The organism is Streptomyces sp. NBC_01335, from assembly GCF_035953295.1.
Lineage (GTDB): Bacteria > Actinomycetota > Actinomycetes > Streptomycetales > Streptomycetaceae > Streptomyces.
The window spans coordinates 7,792,517-7,808,976 of the sequence record NZ_CP108370.1 but is presented as its reverse complement, the minus strand read 5'-3'; the positions used below and the strand labels follow the sequence as shown (position 1 = coordinate 7,808,976).

General features: G+C 72.4%; 15 protein-coding genes, 1 pseudogene and 1 riboswitch. Of the genes and pseudogenes, 7 read left to right on the top strand and 9 right to left on the bottom strand.

The annotated features are described in order from the left end of the window. Nucleotides 1-165: 165 nt before the first annotated feature. Complete coding sequence (locus OG599_RS32960) at nt 166-2,295, top strand: sigma-70 family RNA polymerase sigma factor (protein ID WP_327179628.1); 2,130 nt, start codon at nt 166-168, stop codon at nt 2,293-2,295. Between the two features lie 315 nt (nt 2,296-2,610). Here OG599_RS32960 and OG599_RS32955 read toward each other — a convergent pair whose 3' ends face one another. Then, nucleotides 2,611-2,883 carry a hypothetical protein gene (locus tag OG599_RS32955; RefSeq protein ID WP_327179627.1) on the bottom strand — a complete coding sequence of 91 codons (273 nt, stop codon included), beginning with the start codon at nt 2,881-2,883 and terminating at the stop codon, nt 2,611-2,613. Between the two features lie 474 nt (nt 2,884-3,357). On the opposite strand from OG599_RS32955, the gene OG599_RS32950 reads away from it, so the two are divergent. From OG599_RS32950 to OG599_RS32930, 5 genes are all read left to right on the top strand, one after another. Further along, nucleotides 3,358-3,684, top strand: a complete 327-nt coding sequence (locus tag OG599_RS32950) for a plasmid stabilization protein (RefSeq protein ID WP_327179626.1) — start codon at nt 3,358-3,360, stop codon at nt 3,682-3,684. Nucleotides 3,685-3,809: 125 nt separating this feature from the next. Beyond that, entirely contained in the window at nt 3,810-4,280 is a 471-nt protein-coding gene (locus OG599_RS32945) for a DUF5709 domain-containing protein (RefSeq protein WP_327179625.1), read from the top strand. Between the two features lie 330 nt (nt 4,281-4,610). Next, nucleotides 4,611-5,057, top strand: coding sequence for an SRPBCC family protein (locus OG599_RS32940; protein ID WP_327179624.1), 447 nt, complete (start codon nt 4,611-4,613; stop codon nt 5,055-5,057). Between the two features lie 95 nt (nt 5,058-5,152). Next, nucleotides 5,153-6,790, top strand: coding sequence for a phytoene desaturase family protein (locus OG599_RS32935; protein WP_327179623.1), 1,638 nt, complete (start codon nt 5,153-5,155; stop codon nt 6,788-6,790). 228 nt (nt 6,791-7,018) lie between these two features. Then, nucleotides 7,019-9,040, top strand: coding sequence for a GxGYxYP domain-containing protein (locus tag OG599_RS32930; protein ID WP_327179622.1), 2,022 nt, complete (start codon nt 7,019-7,021; stop codon nt 9,038-9,040). A 15-nt stretch (nt 9,041-9,055) separates the two neighbouring features. Here the strand turns inward: OG599_RS32930 and OG599_RS32925 are convergent, their stop codons facing one another. The 7 genes and pseudogenes from OG599_RS32925 to OG599_RS32895 form a co-directional block, all read right to left on the bottom strand. Then, nucleotides 9,056-10,336, bottom strand: a complete 1,281-nt coding sequence (locus OG599_RS32925) for an MFS transporter (RefSeq protein WP_327179621.1) — start codon at nt 10,334-10,336, stop codon at nt 9,056-9,058. A gap of 149 nt (nt 10,337-10,485) precedes the next feature. Beyond that, complete coding sequence (locus tag OG599_RS32920; RefSeq protein ID WP_327179620.1) at nt 10,486-10,965, bottom strand: RrF2 family transcriptional regulator; 480 nt, start codon at nt 10,963-10,965, stop codon at nt 10,486-10,488. A 54-nt stretch (nt 10,966-11,019) separates the two neighbouring features. Next, nucleotides 11,020-11,373: a carboxymuconolactone decarboxylase family protein gene (locus OG599_RS32915; protein WP_327179619.1), complete on the bottom strand. Its 354-nt coding sequence runs from the start codon at nt 11,371-11,373 to the stop codon at nt 11,020-11,022. Next, nucleotides 11,370-11,900: pseudogene (locus tag OG599_RS32910) on the bottom strand (zinc-binding dehydrogenase); the annotation flags it as partial. The pseudogene OG599_RS32910 and the gene OG599_RS32915, both read right to left, overlap by 4 nt. Further along, nucleotides 11,888-12,013 carry a hypothetical protein gene (locus OG599_RS32905; protein ID WP_327179618.1) on the bottom strand — a complete coding sequence of 42 codons (126 nt, stop codon included), beginning with the start codon at nt 12,011-12,013 and terminating at the stop codon, nt 11,888-11,890. The pseudogene OG599_RS32910 and the gene OG599_RS32905, both read right to left, overlap by 13 nt. A 53-nt stretch (nt 12,014-12,066) precedes the next feature. Next, nucleotides 12,067-12,459, bottom strand: a complete 393-nt coding sequence (locus tag OG599_RS32900) for a DUF2255 family protein (protein ID WP_327179617.1) — start codon at nt 12,457-12,459, stop codon at nt 12,067-12,069. A gap of 406 nt (nt 12,460-12,865) precedes the next feature. Continuing rightward, nucleotides 12,866-14,281: a purine-cytosine permease family protein gene (locus OG599_RS32895; RefSeq protein ID WP_442809629.1), complete on the bottom strand. Its 1,416-nt coding sequence runs from the start codon at nt 14,279-14,281 to the stop codon at nt 12,866-12,868. Continuing rightward, nucleotides 14,271-14,364: riboswitch (TPP riboswitch) on the bottom strand. It overlaps the preceding gene by 11 nt. 262 nt (nt 14,365-14,626) lie before the next feature. Here OG599_RS32895 and OG599_RS32890 point away from each other — a divergent pair. Further along, the gene (locus tag OG599_RS32890; RefSeq protein ID WP_327179616.1) at nt 14,627-15,820 is read left to right on the top strand and encodes a glycoside hydrolase family 76 protein; all 1,194 of its coding nucleotides are present in this window, start codon (nt 14,627-14,629) and stop codon (nt 15,818-15,820) included. A 161-nt stretch (nt 15,821-15,981) separates the two neighbouring features. On the opposite strand, the gene OG599_RS32885 is transcribed toward OG599_RS32890, so the two are convergent. Beyond that, on the bottom strand, nt 15,982-16,233 hold the full coding sequence (locus OG599_RS32885) for a hypothetical protein (RefSeq protein ID WP_327179615.1): 252 nt from the start codon (nt 16,231-16,233) through the stop codon (nt 15,982-15,984). Between the last annotated feature and the right edge of the window lie 227 nt (nt 16,234-16,460).

Genomic DNA, 16,460 nt, shown 5'->3' with positions numbered 1-16,460 from the left:
GCGATCCCTCAACGCGCCTTTTCCACATGCCCGTTCATGCGCGGGGCAGGTCTCCGGACCGAGCGCAGGACGTCTCGTAATGGATCTTTACAGCCCACCGGCGCTGTGCCACGATGCGGGCTCTTGGCATGATCGATCGGATGAATGACCGGTGGGGCGAAGACCATGGCAGAGCACCGGACCGACACCGAGGAAGATGTCGCAGCCCTCGCGTACGCCGCACGGGACGGCGACCGGGCTGCGACGGAGCGACTGGTCGCCCTGCATCTGCCGCTGATCTACGGGATCGTCGGCCGGGCCGTGAACGGGCACACCGATGCCGACGATCTCGTCCAGGAGACCATGCTGCGGATCGTCCGCGGTCTGCCGAAGCTGCGCGAGCCCGACCGGTTCCGCTCGTGGGCGGTGGCCATCGCGTACCGGGAGATCCAGCAGTACCAACGGCGGGCGGCGGGCGGGAACTCCACCCGCCGTGACGTCGAGTCCGTGCCCGACCCCCTGCCGGACTTCGCCGAACGCACGGTCGCCGAACTCGCGCTGACCGGCCAGCGCCGCCATCTCGCCCGCGCGACCCGTTGGCTCGAACCCACCGACCGGCAGGTGCTCGCCCTCTACTGGGAGGAGGCGTCGGGCCGCCTCACCCGGTCCGAGGTCGCCGCCTCCCTGGGCCTCGACCGCCGGCACACGGCCGTACGGGTCCAGCGGATGAAGGACAGGCTGGAAGCGGCGCGCACCCTGGTGCACGCTCTGGCGGCCACCCCGCGCTGTCCCGGCCTCCTGTCCGAGGCGAGCGGGTGGGACGGGACGAGCAGCGCCCTGTGGCGCAAGCGCCTCACCCGCCATGTGCGGGACTGCCCGCAGTGCCGGGCGCACGGGAGCGGCCTGGTCCCTCCGGAGAACCTGCTGCCCGGCATCGGGCTCGTCGCCGTACCGGCGGTACTGCTGGTGTGGCTCCGGGAAACCGCCGCCTCATCCGCGTCCACCGTCCCTTCGCTGCTGGACCGGGTGCGCGAGCCGCTCTCCGCGGCCGGCGCCAAGGCGAAGGCCGCCGCCGTCGCGGCAGCGGCGGTGACCGTAGGGGCCTTGGGCCTCCTGCTGTGGCAGTCCCCGGCTTCCCCGCCGTCGGCCGCTCCGACCCCCCGGGCCTCGGCACCCGTACGGGGCGGTGCCGCGCTCTCCCCCACGCCCGGCAACGACGTCGCCGCGCTGGAGCTCTACGTGGCCCCGGACGGGTCGGACGACGGCGACGGAAGCCTCGCACATCCGTTCGCCACGCTCGGCAAGGCGGTCGCCCGGGTGCGTCCGGGCGGGACGATCCTGCTGCGGGGCGGCACCTACCGGCCCACCGAAGCCGTGGAGATCACCACGGAGGCGAGCGCGCGGCGCCGCATCACCCTCACCAACTACCCCGGCGAACATCCGGTCGTGGACGCGTCCGGCGTCCCCAAGGCCTCTTGGGCGATCACCCAGACGGCCGACTACTGGACCGTGCGGGGGCCGGAGATCCACGGTTCCGCCAGCCACGCGTACGTCTGCCGGGGCTGCGCCCACACCGTCTTCCAGGGCCTCTCCTTCCACGACAACGCCGAATCCGGTCTCACCTTGCGCGACAGCGGCACCGAGGCCGACTCCGTGCTCGACAGCGACTTCTACGCCAACCACGGCACCGACGACCACGGGCGCAGCGGTGCCGGGCTCGCCATCAAGTTCGGTTCCGGGGCGGGCAATGTCGTGCGGGGCTGCCGCATGTACGACAACGCGAACGACGGCCTGGACCTGGGCGGGTTCACCAGCCCGGTGACGGTGGAGAGCAACTGGTCCTTCGGCAACGGTGTGAACCGGTGGCGGGACGCCGACTGGCAGGGCAACGGCAACGGGTTCACCCTGGGCGGCGGCAACACCCGGGCCGCCGTCCCCCATGTCGTACGGAACAACGCGGCCTGGGAGAACACCGGTCTGGGCTTCAACGACGAGGGCAACCCCGGCCGGATCTCGCTGACCCGCAACACCGCCTACCGCAACGGCGTGGACGGCTTCCACCTTCCCACCGCCGCCGCCGTGGCGCGGGCCAACGCGGCGGTCGCGAACGGGCGGGACGTGGCGCTGGGCGACGGCGTCCGGTCCACCGGCAACACCTGGGACGGTGGTGGCGACGGGGCCGCGCCGTTCGTCTCGACCGACCCGGACACGGCACGGGCACCCCGGTCCGCCGACGGCGCGCTCCCCCGTACGGAGTTCCTCGCGCCACGTGGCGGGAGCGGTACGGCGCCGGGGGCGACGATGACCGTCTCCTGACACGTGGGGACGGCGCGGGCGCCCGAAGCCCTGCGGCCGCCGCACCACGTCGGCGTCCCAGCCGCACGAGGTGGAACCGTCGTCCGTGGCTCGGTGTACGCGGATGGCGGCCGCCGCTCGGGCCACGTCCGTCGATCCCGGCCAGGACGGCTGTTCGAGGCCGGGGCCGCGCCGCCGGCCCGGGAGCCGGACATCGGCTCCTCCCCCAGGTTGACCCGGAGCGGCCGGGGCGGCGATCCGGGCGCGGACGCCTCCCGGTCACCCAGGAAGGTGGGGAGTACACGTAGCTTCTGCCCCCCTGCCGCTCCGGCGGGATCAGAAGGGTGCGGGGCCCCTGCCACTGAGCGTGGCGCTTCCGCTTTCCGCGTCCATGTCGATCTGGGCCGTCCCCCGCCGGCCGTCCGGCATCAGGATCACGACCCCGCCGCTCTGCACGGCGGGCCAGAACGAGAGGTCCAGGCCGTCGGCCCGGACCGTACCGGACCAGGGGCCGGGCGCAGTGCCGCTGCCGGCTCGCAGCGCGGCCATCACAGGGGTTGCCTCGTCGTCGATGACGAGCGTGGCAGGGCCTTCGTAGATGTCGGTCATGGTTCCAGCGTGCCCGGCGAAGCGGAAAGGACGCAGCCTCGGCGCGATGCGCGCGAACGGGGCGGGACGCCGGTGCGGTGCGAAGACCCCGCCGGTGCGTGGAGTGGGGCGCGCGAGCCGTCCTCCACGCACCGGCGTCCTCAGCAGCATCCCCCGACCCGACTACTCCATGCCTCTCACGGATCACGGGGCGAAGTGACCGGTGGTGGAGCAGCGCACGATTTTGTCCGGCAGCGCGCAAAACGCCACCCCTGGCTCTGCTCACTCCCCCGCGCGCCACCGGTGGAACTGGAGCGAGAGCCCTTTCGGGGCCAGTGTTGTTTAGTGGTATCTGTTCCAGGAAACGCGGGTGATGTCCCCCGCGGAGACGGTGGCGGGCGAGAGACCCGGTGCCGGAACGCCCGCGGCGTCGGCCGGGCGGCCACGCGGAACGCGAACCCGCCCCAGGACGGACGATTCGGAAAGGAAAGGGCCATGCCTGCTGGATCCAACGCGAAGCGCGAACGTCAGTACGAACACATCAAGGAGAGCCAGCGAGAGCGGGGCACCTCCGAGTCACGGGCCGAGGAGATCGCAGCCAGGACCGTGAACAAGGAGCGGGCCAGGTCCGGCGAGTCCCGGACGGCGAGCAAGACGTCCACCCAGGACAGGAAGTCGGCCTACCAGCGCGGCGGCGAGCGCTCGCACGAGGGGGCGCAGGGACCGACGAAGGACCAGCTCTACGCGGAAGCCAGGAAGAAGAACATCGACGGGCGCTCCTCCATGAACAAGGAGCAGCTGCGGAAGGCCCTGGGCCGCTGACGCGACCGCCCCGCCGGGCCGGGTCGGCACGAGCGTGACGCGCCGTGCACCCGTGGCACTTCCCACGAGCGAACGGCGGTCCGGTGCGCCGCTGCCCATTCCACCCGAACGTGAAGGAGCAAGTGATGCCGGAGGAAGCGCGCGGCGACGACGTCTACCAGCCGCAGGACGACGGCCAGGACCCGCCCAACGACGAGCTCGATATGGAGGACGCGCTCGGCGAACGCACCCTGGACGACCAGATGGAGGAGGGCTATTCGCCTCCGGAGCGTCCGCTGGGGGTGGACAAGTACGGCACCACGGGGGACGAGGAACACCGTGGCGAGTCCTTGGACCAGCGTCTCGCCCAGGAGGTCGCCGACGTCGCCCCGCCCGAGGGCGACGGCATCGGCGACCTCCCGGACGGCGAGGGCGAGCCGGAGGAACGGATCGAGGGCGGGCCGAGGGCCGGGCGCCTCAGTGCGGCCGACGACCCGACCGGCCGGAACACGGACGTCATCGCCGAGGACGTCGGCATCGACGGCGGTGCGGCCTCGGCCGAGGAGGCCGCAGTGCACGTGATCGACGACGAGGACGAGGACCGCGGGGGGCGCTGAGAGGAGCGGCCGCGGGAGGCCGGGGCTGCCGCGCACGACCACGGCGGCCCCGCCCCCGGTCGGCCGAGAGAGCGCGCCGCACCCGGTCGGTCGCCGCCGGACCGGGGCGCGCCCTCTCCGTCGGAGCCACCTCAGTCCGACCCCGGCGTCCTGCGTCACCGGTGCCCGGAGCCCGTGACGCAGTGCGTGGCCGACCTGCGCGATCGCCGCGAGCGCGGTTCAATCGGGGTGGGGAGGCGGTCCCGTCCGGTGAGCGGTCGAGGTCCCGTCGGCGCGGGGTCCGAGGGGCGGCGGCTTCCGGGTTCCCCCCACGACACCCCGAGGAGAATCATGGCTGTCCGTCACCATCTCATCGACCGGCCGCCGGCTGCGGTGTGGGACGTGCTGGAGGACCCGGCCCTCTACGGGGAGTGGGTGGTCGGGACCCAGCGGTCCCGGCCGGAGTCGGGCGTGTGGCCGGAAGTGGGGTCCTCGATCACGTACGTCCTGCGCGTGGGCCCGAAGGAGGTCAGCGGCCGCACGGTGGTCCGCCGTATGGAGAGGCCCGGCGCACTGGAACTGGAGGCGAGCGGCGGTCCGCTGGGGTCGGCGCGGATCGCCTTCGACATCCGTCCCTGGGGTGACAAGACCCTCGTCATCGTCGACGAGCACCCGTTGAAGGGCCTGGGAGCCACCCTGCACAACGCACTGCTGGACGCGGCGCTCCAGATCCGCCACCGCAGCATGCTTACGCGGCTCGCCAGGCTGGTCGAGAAGAAGTCGCACCCGCCGTCCTGACCGCTCCGACGGCGGCCCGGCACCCCACTCCACGGCACAACCCGGCACTCCACGGCACGGCACAGCACGGCGGCATCGCACCGAAGGGCGGCACCATGGTCGACGCGGTGGTGATCGGAAGTGGCCCCAACGGCCTGGTCGCGGCGAACGTACTGGCCGACGCGGGCTGGAGCGTCGAGGTCCTGGAGGAACAGCCGGAACCAGGTGGTGCCGTCCGCAGCGACCGGGAGGTCCATCCCGACTACGTCAGCGACATGTTCAGCTCGTTCTACCCTCTCGCCGCGGCCTCCCCCGTGCTGTCCGCCCTGGACCTGGGCCGGGAGGGGCTGCGTTGGAGCCACGCACCGCACGTGCTCGCCCATCCGCTGCTCGACGGCCGCTGCGCGGTGCTGGACCGCGACCGGACGGTGACGGCGGGCGCCCTGGACGGCTTCGCGCAGGGGGACGGCGAGGGCTGGCTCGGACTCTGCCGCGTGTGGGACCGGCTCGGGGACGACATCGTCAAGGCCCTCTTCTCCCCATTTCCGCCCGTCCGCGCTGGAAGCGTGCTGGCGGCACGGCTCCGGGCTGCGGGCGGGCTGCGGCTCGCCCGCAGCCTCGTCCTGCCGGTACGCAGGCTGGGGGACGAGGAGTTCCTCGGCGAGGGGGGCAAACTGCTGCTGGCCGGCAACGCGTTGCACGCGGACCTGGCGCCCGAGGCGGCCGGCAGCGGCGGTTTCGGCTGGCTGATGGCGATGCTGGGGCAGTCCTACGGCTTTCCCGTACCGGTCGGGGGCGCCGGGGCCCTGACCGGGGCGCTGGTGCGGCGGTTGCGGTCGCGCGGCGGCGACGTGCGGTGCGGGCAGCGGGTCACCGAGGTGGTTGTGCGGCAGGGCCGCGCCGTGGGCGTCCGTACGGCCACCGGGGAGGGCGTTCCCGCCCGGCGGGCGGTGCTCGCGGACGTGTCGGCGCCCAGCCTGTACACGTCGCTGGTCCGGGCGGAACACCTGCCGCCGCGGATCCTCGACGACATGCGCCGGTTCGAGTGGGACTTCGCCACGTTCAAGGTGGACTGGGCGCTGGACGGACCGGTCCCGTGGAGCGCACCGGCCGCCGCCGGGGCCGGCACGGTGCACCTCGCGGAGGGCGTGGACGAGCTGACCCGGTGGGCGGCACAGATCGCCCGGGGTCTGGTTCCCGACCGCCCGTTCCTCCTCTGCGGGCAGATGACCACCGCGGACGCGACGCGTTCGCCGCTGGGCACCGAGTCGGCGTGGGCCTACACGCACGTGCCGCACCGGGTGAAGGCGGACGCCGGGACGGACGGGCTCACGGGCACGTGGGACGCCGGGGAGCAGGAGCGGATGGCGGACCGGGTGGAGCGGCAGGTGGAGCGGTACGCCCCCGGGTTCCGCGACCGCGTCCGCGCCAGGCGGATCCTGTCGCCGGGCGCGCTCGAAGCGGCTGACGGCAACCTCCGCAACGGCGCGATCAACGGTGGAACGGCCTCGATGCACCAGCAGTTGGTGTTCCGTCCGGTACCGGGCACGGGCCGCCCCGAGACGCCGGTGAAACGGCTCTACCTGGCCTCCGCTTCCGCCCATCCGGGCGGCGGGGTGCACGGCGCCCCCGGGGCCAACGCGGCCCGGGCCGCGCTCCGTTCCGGGCGTGGCGGTGGGGCCGCGCTGTCCGCCGCGCAGCGCCTGCTGGCCCACCGCGGCCGGACGGGCGAAGCCGGCCGCCGGACACCTTAGGACGTATGCCGAAACCCCCGCCGGTCGGTCGCGCTCGCCTTGTACCCCGGGTCAGCATTGCCGTGAAGTGGATCAAATGGGGGTGCACCGAGGGTGCTTCCTTGCGCGAGCCATGGACAACTCCCGGGCCCGGCACTACGTTCACCGATGGTTTGACAACGATGTCACCGAACTTGACAACGATGTCACACCGCAGCCGCCCCCTCCCCCAAGGAGCAGTGATCGCCGATGGTGTCCCGAAGAACTCTTCTGCAGGCGGGCGGAGCAGCTCTCGCGGGCGGCGGTCCCGGGATCTTCTTCTCCCCTCGGGCCGGCGCGGCGGAAAGCCGTGCCACAGCGCGGCTGTTGCCGTCGTTCGGCCGTCCCACCCGGCTCGACGTCGCCGGTGTCGGCTCTCTCGACGGAAACGACCAACTGCTGCTGACGACCCTTCAGGGAGTGGTCAACCGCCGTAGTCCGCGCCTCTATTTCGACTTCGACGGCAGCGGAGTCGACTCCGACTGGCTCCCGAGCACCGGTGCCCGGGTCACCCGCCACGACCGCGCGCTGGACCTGGTAGCCCGTTACCGGGGTGAGATACGCGGCGCGGTCCTGCACGATCCCGGCGTACCGGACTCCGTGAACGTCGCGACCACCCTGGCCGGGCTGGAGAACGCCGTCGCCGCCACCGCCGAACAGGCCCGTGCGTACGGGCTGAAGACCGTGGCCGATCTGCGCGGGCGTTTCGACGCGGACGACGTACTCGCCACGTACCGCTGGCAGTTGGAGCATCTCTTCCCGCGCTGCACCCACACGCTGCTGGCCGGTCTGCCGCCGACCCGGACGGTGCAGACCCCCCAGGTGAGCTGGCGCGAGATCGCGCGGGAGCGCGAGCGTATCCGTGATTCGTCGAACCGGCAGGTCCGCGCCTTCGACGTGAGTGCGGAACTCTCCGGCGGCGACGGTGTCTACCTGCGCTTCCAGGACTCGTTCGGCGACGACGGATGGGGCGCTTCGGTCGGTTCGGTCGTGGTGAAGGCGGACGGCCAGGTGATCGCCTCCTTCGCGCCCGGTACGGCTGCCGAGGCGCCGTTCCTCTTCGACGGTTCCGGCTCCTCCATCGGCGGGGACGCCAACCGGTTCTCCGACGGGGGCGGTTACTTCATCTACCACTTCACTCCGCCGTCCGGCACCCGGCAGCTCCTGGTCGAGGCCGACGTGTGGAACCAGTACCTGGTGTCCGCGACCGCCACTTCGCCGACCCGGGTCGAGCCGTTCCCGTACTTCCGGGACTACGCGGTCGCGAGCCGGGCCATGGTCGTCTGGCTGCCTCCGTCCGGCGAGACGGGCGCACTCCTCGACGAGGTCTTCAGCCGGGTCGAGCCCACCACGCCGTACGCCGGCTGGTTCTCCAACGACGTGGCGGGCGAGTGGGGCGGCGTCGACCGGGCCTCCCAGCACGGCATCGAGGTGGTGCCCGCGGACTTCTTCATGAACGGCACCGTGCACGCCGGGGTGTCCGCGAAGATCTCGGACAGGGTCCGTACGAGGCCGAAGGCCGAGCTCGGCAACCGCGTCTACCTCACCCTCACCTTCGGCGAGGGCGACAACATCCAGTACTGCCAGCGCCACATGCGCACGATCTGGGAAGACCCCGCGCGGGGCAGCGTGCCGCTCAACTGGACGGTCAGCCCGCTGCTCGCGGACATCGGCCCCGCACTGCTCGCGTACTACCAGAACAGCGCCACCGCCAACGACCTGCTCATCTCCGGTCCCTCCGGCGCCGGTTACACCTACCCGGGCTCCTGGCCCGCCGGCGCCCTGGACGCCTACACCGAACTCACCGGACGCTTCCTGCGCCGGACCGGCATGGACCTGGTGTACGCGTACAACCAGCGCAGCACGACGGGCGACGGGTGGATGCCGTTCGACGAGCGGATCGCCGACTCCTACCGGCGGAACACCCCGCTGCGCGGCGTCGTCCAGTCCTGGGAGACCGGGGACCTGCGGACCAGGCCGGCCGGCCTGCCGGTGATCGGCAACTTCTTTCCGCAGGGGAAGGCCGCGGAGTACCGGGACGGGCTGCTGAAACACATCGAGGGCTGGGACGGCACCGCTCCCCTGTTCGTCGCGGGCGCGATCAACGCCTGGAGCTGGACGCCGGGCGATGCCGCCGAGCTGGTCGAGCTGCTCGGCTCGCCGTTCGAAGTGGTGCGCGGCGACACCTTCTTCGACCTGATGAACCAGGCGGAGCGCGGCTCCCGGCGCTGACGCGGGGCCGCGTACTCAGCGGCACGCGGGTCCTGCCGTCACCGCGCGGTGGCGGCAACCCGCGGCGGGAACGCGCGTCAGCTTCTGCGTACCGCCGCGCGCGGTGATCCGCAGGAACACCAGGGCGGCGATCGCGAGCACCGCCCCCAGGCCGCACACGAGGGTCGTCCCGTGCGGAAGGGCGATTCCACCGAGCACGGTGCCGAGGCCGATGCCGAGGTAGATCCCGGACGAGTTGAGGGAGACCACCAACGGGGCCTCCTGCGGGGCGATTTCGATGAGCCGGTGCTGCTGGGCGGGCGTCTGGCACCAGCTGCTCGCTCCCCAGAGCAGGACGAGCACGCCGACCAGGAGCGCCGGCGAGAGGTGCGTGGCGGCGACCCAGGTGAGCAGACCGAGGGCGAGCACCATGCCGGTGTAGCCGGTGGTCAGGACCCGGACGGAGCCCCAGCGGTCGGTGGCGTACCCGGACGCCAGGTTGCCGAGGACGGCGCCCAGCCCGTACAGGAGGAGCATCCACAGGTCCGCGCTGTCCGGCACCCGCACCGCCCGCAGGACCGGAACGCTGTAGGCGTAGGCGGTGTAGGCGGCACCCATGCCGAGCACGGTGAGCGGCAGTACGGCGAGGACGGCGGGCCGGCGCAGCACGGTGAGCCGGGTGCGCAGCGGTACGCGTACGTTGCCCGGCAGGGCCGGCATGATCAGGCGCACGCCGAGGGCGAAGAGCAGGCACAGCCCGGCCACGACGGAGAGGGCGGTCCGCCAGCCCAGCCAGTGTTCGGCCAGGTTGCCCAGCGGTACGCCCAGCGCGGTCGCGGCGGTCAGGCCGCCGATGACCACGGCCATGGCCCGGGTCCGGAGTTCGGGTCGTACGAGCGCGGCGCCCACCGCCCCGGCGGTCGGCGTGTAGGCCGCCGCGCCGGCGGCGGCGACGACCCGGCTGACGAGCAGTACGGCCAGGTTCGGTGCGAGCGCCGACCCCACGTTGGCCAGGCCGAGCGTGATCAGCGCGGCGACCAGCAGGGCCCGGCGGGGCAGCCGGACGGTCGCCGTGGCGAGGACGGGCGAGAGGACGGCGTAGGCCGCCGCGAACACCGTGACGGACTGTCCGGCCGCGGTCGACGACACGTGCAGCTCGTCGGCCATCGACGGCAGGAATCCGGCGACGACGAAGGCGTCCGTGCCGACGGCGAGGGTGCCCAGGGCCAGTACCAGGGTGGACGACAGTCCACTCCGACCCGTCGGCGTCCCGCGGCCGGCCGGTCGGCTACCGGATAAAATCGAGACACTGGACATCCAGATTCTCCTCAGGTGTGTGTTGGTTCCACGGGTGCCGCAGACGGTCATCCACCGACGCGCACGTCAGCCCACCGATACGCATGTCAGCGGCCCGACGTGTCGTGCGTCAGCCGACCGATACGCGCATCAGCGGCCGACGCGGGGGGTCAGCCGCTGACGCGCGCGTGGTGGCGCCGGGCGCGTTCGGCGGCGGAGGCGGGTGCGGCGGCCATCACGTCCGCCAGGGTCTGCGCGGCGAGCTCCCGGCGCCACGCCAGTTCGGCCCGGAGCATCGCGCCGGCGATGCCGCACGGCTGCCGGAACTCCTGGACCGGGGCCTCCGCTCCCGCTCCGCGCTGCCGGATCTCGGTGCACTGGAAGAGGTCGTCCGCGCCGTCGACGGCGGCGACGACATCCATGAGCGTGATCCGCTCGGGCCGCCGGGCCAGCCGGAACCCGCCCCGGGGCCCCGGAGTCGAGGTGAGGATGCCCGCCCGGTTCAGCGCCTGCAACTGCTTGTTCAGGTAGGCCGGTGGCAGGTCGAACCAGACCGCGAGCTTCGCCGTCGACACCGCCTCGGTGTCCCCGAGCCATGCCAACGTCAGGCAGCAGTGCAGCCCCCACTCGACTCCCGCGCTCATCCGCATGACCAGGACAGTACATGTCCAGGTTCTTGGTGGCGAGGAATCGCGGGAAACACGTCAGGTGCGGTACGCCGAGGGCGAGTTCGGTGACTTGCCGGGAGGCCCGCACCGGCCCGGCGTGTGCGCCGGAACGATCTCCTTCGCCTCCACCGGCGTGACGCCGACGGTGAGGGCGGCGCCGAGCATCACCCGGTACTCGGAGACAGCGCCGACCGCGATCATCGCCGCCAGCTGGGTCATCAGCCGGGTGCGCTCGTCCAGGTCGCCGGTGTGGCGCAGGACCTCGTCGAAGGCGAAGTTGTCGAAGTACTCGGTCAGTTCCGGGTCGGTGACGGCGAGCGTGGAGACCTGGCCGGGGAAGAGCCGCTCGTGCGCGGCGGTGGCTGCGGGGTTGGGCTTGCGGGCGGTCACGGGCGCACCATCACCTTGAGGCGGCTGCGGTCGTCCATCGCCCGGTAGGCGTCGGCGACCTGGTCGAGACCGACCTCGTGGTCGAAGACCCTGCCGGGGTCGATGCGGCCGGCGAGCACGTCCTCGATCGCGGGTTCCAGGTAGGCGCGGACCGGGGCAGGCCCACCGGCGAGCTGTGCGTTCTTCCCGAACAGCGAGCCGAAGCCGACCGGGGCCTCCTCGTACTGCGGCACTCCGACGCGGGAGATGACCCCGCCGGGGCGGACGATGCCGTACGCCTGCTCGTAGGCGGGCATCAGCCCGACCGCCTCCAGGACGGCGTGGGAACCTGCGCCGCCGGTCAGGTCCATCACCTGGGCGACGCCCTCCTCGCCGCGTTCGGCGACGACCTCGGTGGCGCCCCATTCCTTGCCGAGGTCGGTGCGGGAGGTGTGGCGGCCCATGAGGATGATGCGCTCGGCGCCCATGCGGGCCGAGGCCAGCACGGCGGACAGGCCCACCGCGCCGTCGCCGATCACGGTGACGGTGACGGTCCGGCCAGGGTGATCCGGACGATCGCGTCGGTGGGCTCGACGATCCGCGGGTCGGGGGCGTTCTCGACCCGGACGTCGCCGGGCCCGTACATGAAGGTGGCACGCATCGGCGCGGCTCCTCGAATCGTGGGGGCGTTGGAGTGCAGGGGGGCTCAGCAGCTCAGCGCGGTTCCAGGCGGAGGGTGGCGGCGCGGGAGAGATCGGTCAGGACGTGTCCGACGATGCTCGGGTAGTGCGCGTACTTCTCCCGGTACGCGGTGTCCACACCGGCGTACTCGCCGGAGCCGGCTTCGTGGAAGGCCACCTCCCGGCGTACCCCGCCGGCCTCGATGCGGCCCTGGTGCCGGGTCTGCGCGCCGCGGTACCAGGGCCCCGTGGTGCCCTTGACCGAGCGGACGTACAGGTGGTCGCCGGCCCGGACGACCCACATCGTCACCGGGGCGCGCAGCGTTCCGTCGCCCCGCTCGGACTCGAGATCCAGCTCTTCGGCGGCGCCGATCTGCTCCAGCTCGGCGCTGTTCCACTGCGTCATCGACAGCTCCTTTCGATCCACGGCCGCAGGGTGAGGGCGGGCGGCAGGTCGTACTCCGACCACCGTCCCCCGGTCGCCCGGGGCTCGCCAGGCGGCGCCGCGCCCGGCCAGGCGGGGGTGCTGCCCACCGAGAGCGGCGAGCAGCACCCTCCACACTGCCGCCTCCCGCGCACACCAGGCAGGCCGAGCCGTGCGGGGGACCGGCCAGTCGGGGGTACGACACGGCCCCCCCTGACGCGCCCCTCCCCTCACGCGCCCGTCCCGTGGCCGGCGGAGGGGCAGCGGTGCTTCGGCAAGGTGCCGTGGCGGCCGGGCAGCAGGGTGGGGGCGATGAGCCGGCATGCTTCCCGCCGCGCTGCCGGTGAGTGGCGCGCGTCGAATGCGGAACACGCGTCGATGCCGAGAATGCCGTCCCGGCAGAGGTCCGTCAGGAGCGGTGCCGCAGCCGCAGCGGTGCGTAGAGCGCCAGGGCCGCGAGGAACGCCACACCGTAGGCGAGGTCCGCTCCGTGCAGGGCCTTCGCCACCGGGCCCACGTACAGGCCGGTGCTCATGAACGGCACCGCCGCGGCGAAGGCGACCACGAAGGCGGCGAGCGCCGGCCACCACGGCCGGTCGCCGGCGCTCTCGGCTGCGAGGTCGAACGGGGCGCCGCCGCGGTCCTTCTTCCTCGCCGCCCAGTCGACGGCCACGATCGCGACGAAGCCGGGTATCCAGTAGCCGACCAGGAGCAGCACGTTCTGGAAGCGCGCGGTGGTGTCGGCCGCGTGCATCCACAGTACGAGTGGGAAGCCGAGCACGGCGGCGAGCGCGGCGGCGACGGGGCGGGGCAGGCGCACCCCCATGGTCTGCAGCGCCAGGGAACCGCTGTAGTCGTTCATGGCGTTGCTGCACAGCGCGGCGAGCGCGACGGCGAGCAGGCCGAACGCCCCGAGCACTCCCCCGCCCAGCAGCGTGTCGATCCCGCGGGCGGTCTGATCGGTGAAGACGGACGCGCCCCACAGGCCGAGCGCCTGGACCGCCACGAAGGAGACGCTGATGCCCAGCAGGGTGCACCAGAACATGCGCGGACGCGAGGTGGTGGCGGGCAGGTAGCGGCTGAAGTCGCTCGCGTACGGGGCCCACGACAGCGCCAGGCTCAGCGCGATCGTGAACGTCAGGACGAACGCGCCCGCCCGGTCACCGCCGTGCACGGTGCCCGAGGCGACGGGGTCGACACCGTGCAGGAGCTTGACGGCCAGCACGGCGAGGGCGGCGGCGAGGAGGAACGTCATCACGGTCTGGAGCCGGTGGATCGCCTCGTACCCCAGCACGCCGAGCGCGCCCTGGGCCGCCAGCACGACCAGCACGCCCAGCCAGAACGGCCAGCCGCACAACTGGGCCAGCGCGTCTCCGCCGAACAGGCCGATCAGAGCGTCCCAGGCGATCGAGGAGAGCCACTGCAAGGCCCCGGGCAGTACGACCGCACGACCGAACGCCAGGCGTGCGAGAGGGAGTTGACCAACTCCGGTCCGGCTTCCCCAGGTGCCGAGGTATGCGGTGGGCGCCGCCCCCACGAGCGTGCCGAGGACCACGGCGACGAGCGCCGTGGCGAAGTCCAGGCCCAGGGCGATGCCCACGGTGCCGGTGAAGACGCCGGTCATCGTCAGGTTGGGGGCGAACCAGACGGTGAACAGCCGGCCGGGGCCGCCGTAACGCCGGTCCTCGGGAACGGGGGCTATCCCGTGCGTCTCGATCCGCAGATCGCCGGGGGCGGTCGGCATGCGCCCCCCGAAGGTGGTTCGCGAGTCCGGAGCTTCCCGCTCCGCGACCGCGTGGTCGTTCTGCGCGCACGGCAACGCCATGAGACATCCCTCCGCCAGTACTAGCTGGTTCAGGTTCGACGGGTGTGTTCTCAGCCCCGCGCGGGGCACCCCGTGTCCGGTTTCGGCGGCCAGGATAGCCGGACGGTGGCTCGGGGCAGGTCAGCGGGGGTGACCGGAGCGCGGCCCCGAGGTGCGATCCCGGCGCGGGAGTCCGGGGGACGAGGGGGCGGGCGGGCGGGGACGACGGGGCGCGCGGGACGGAAGCGATCTCCGTCCGCCCGTTTCCGTCCTGGCCGTTGACGTTCCCGCACCCCGGTGACAACGTTGTCGAACACTGTCGGACACCCCGCACCCTGCGTCGCACCCCGAACAGGAGAGTTCCGTATGCGCTGGTCCCCCTCACGCCGTCAGGTCCTCGGCGCCTCTCTGGCCGCCCTGGCCGCCGTACCGGCGACCGCTGCCGCCGCGTCCGCGACACCGGACCCGGCCGATGGCCGATCCCCCTCCCGCTCCGCCTCCCTCTCCCGTGCGCGCGTCACCTACGGCGCTCTGGAGAAGTACTTCGACACGGCGGACGGCACCGGGCTCGTGCGCGAGCAGTACCCGGTCGCCGTCGACGACCGCCCGTACTCCTACGAATGGCCCCTGTCCCAGGTCCATGTCGCCGCCCTCGACCTGGCTTTCGTGGACCCCCGCCACGCACCGGCTCTGGCCACCCGCGCCAGGGCGCAGGAGCTGTACTGGAACGCGGCGGGCGGCACCACCGGCCTCGCCGGCTACGACTCCTACCCGGTCGCGCCGCACGGCGACGGCGGGGACATGTTCTACGACGACAACGAGTGGGTGGGACTGGCCAAGTCCCAGCTGCATCTGCAGACCGGGGACCGCGCCGCGCTCCGCCGAGCGGAGGAGATCTTCGCGCTCGTCGAGTCGGGCTGGGACTCCGACGCCGAACACCCCGCCCCCGGAGGGGTGTTCTGGACCCAGGCCGACTGGAACCATTGCCGCAACACGGTCTCCAACATGCCCGGCGCCCAACTCGGCCTGCGCCTGCACCAGATCACCGGCAAGTCCCGCTATCTCGCGTCGTCCAGGCGCTTCTACGACTGGACGAACACCCACCTGCGGACCCCGGAAGGCCTCTACTGGGACAACCTGGACCTCACCGGCTCGGTCGACCGGACCGTCTGGTCCTACAACCAGGGCGTCCCCGTCGGCGTCGGTGTCCTGCTGTACGGGGCGACTCGCGACCGCGCATACCTGGACCGGGCCACGCGTACGGCCGAGGCCGCTTACAAGCATTTCGTGACCGAGGGCAGACTGCCGACCCAGCCCGTCTTCTTCAACTCGATCTTCTTCAAGAACCTGCTGCTGCTGGAGTCGGTGTTGGGCGGATCCGTCTACCGGCGGGCGATGGCCGACTACGCGGACCACCTCTGGTCCGAACAGCGTGACAGCGCCACCGGCTTGATGCGCTTCGACGACAGCGGGACCACCCAGGTCATCGAACAGGCCGCCGCCACGCAGATCTTCGCGGTACTGGCCTGGCCGCGCAGTGCTTGGCGGACTCTGTACTGAGCTTCGCCGCGTCCGGCGACCCGGACGCGGCGCCAGACCCGGACGCGGCGCCAAACCCGGCGGCGAGCGCGCGGCCACCGTTCGTCCGACCCGGGAAGCCGCAGAGAACGCGCGTGCGGGCCGAACCCGGTTCGACCCTGAGCGCGGCAGCGAAGGGGTACTCAGCCCTCCACCGGGTGACCGCCGTCGCCCTCCACCACGACACGGTCCTGGCCGACCGTCTCAGCGCGCTCCACCATGGTGACGTCGACCTCGCCGTCCCCCGTGGTGTCGAACTGGTACAGATCCGCGGCCCCGTCCCCTGTGGTGTCCGTCATCCACACATCGGGCCTGCCGTCACCGTTCGTGTCCGCCGCCAGCACCACACGGTGCAGGTCGCCCTGTGTCTCCACGACTTCTTCGATTCTGTCCATGCCGAACGCCTGCCCCTGGTGCCCCACCGGAAACTCGGTTCTGCGCACCCCTGTTCGTCCGGCGAGACTCACGCGGTCACGGCCTGGGGTCCGCCTCGTACGAAAGGGAAGCGACCGCCGTTCCGCACGCACTATTTACATCGATGTATACGTCGTTTTACCGTGGCGCTGTCAGCAGGTGCGCACCCCCGCTCGGGCACCGCTGCCCGCACCGACACTCCCCGTGC

What these genes read in the sequence shown, in the direction of transcription:
- OG599_RS32960 (WP_327179628.1), top strand. Translation starts at nt 166, where the DNA reads ATGGCAGAGCACCGGACCGACACCGAGGAAGATGTCGCAGCCCTCGCG.
- OG599_RS32955 (WP_327179627.1), bottom strand. Translation starts at nt 2,883, where the DNA reads ATGACCGACATCTACGAAGGCCCTGCCACGCTCGTCATCGACGACGAG.
- OG599_RS32950 (WP_327179626.1), top strand. Translation starts at nt 3,358, where the DNA reads ATGCCTGCTGGATCCAACGCGAAGCGCGAACGTCAGTACGAACACATC.
- OG599_RS32945 (WP_327179625.1), top strand. Translation starts at nt 3,810, where the DNA reads ATGCCGGAGGAAGCGCGCGGCGACGACGTCTACCAGCCGCAGGACGAC.
- OG599_RS32940 (WP_327179624.1), top strand. Translation starts at nt 4,611, where the DNA reads ATGGCTGTCCGTCACCATCTCATCGACCGGCCGCCGGCTGCGGTGTGG.
- OG599_RS32935 (WP_327179623.1), top strand. Translation starts at nt 5,153, where the DNA reads ATGGTCGACGCGGTGGTGATCGGAAGTGGCCCCAACGGCCTGGTCGCG.
- OG599_RS32930 (WP_327179622.1), top strand. Translation starts at nt 7,019, where the DNA reads ATGGTGTCCCGAAGAACTCTTCTGCAGGCGGGCGGAGCAGCTCTCGCG.
- OG599_RS32925 (WP_327179621.1), bottom strand. Translation starts at nt 10,336, where the DNA reads ATGTCCAGTGTCTCGATTTTATCCGGTAGCCGACCGGCCGGCCGCGGG.
- OG599_RS32920 (WP_327179620.1), bottom strand. Translation starts at nt 10,965, where the DNA reads ATGCGGATGAGCGCGGGAGTCGAGTGGGGGCTGCACTGCTGCCTGACG.
- OG599_RS32905 (WP_327179618.1), bottom strand. Translation starts at nt 12,013, where the DNA reads ATGCGTGCCACCTTCATGTACGGGCCCGGCGACGTCCGGGTCGAGAAC.
- OG599_RS32895 (WP_442809629.1), bottom strand. Translation starts at nt 14,281, where the DNA reads ATGGCGTTGCCGTGCGCGCAGAACGACCACGCGGTCGCGGAGCGGGAA.
- OG599_RS32890 (WP_327179616.1), top strand. Translation starts at nt 14,627, where the DNA reads ATGCGCTGGTCCCCCTCACGCCGTCAGGTCCTCGGCGCCTCTCTGGCC.
- OG599_RS32885 (WP_327179615.1), bottom strand. Translation starts at nt 16,233, where the DNA reads ATGGACAGAATCGAAGAAGTCGTGGAGACACAGGGCGACCTGCACCGT.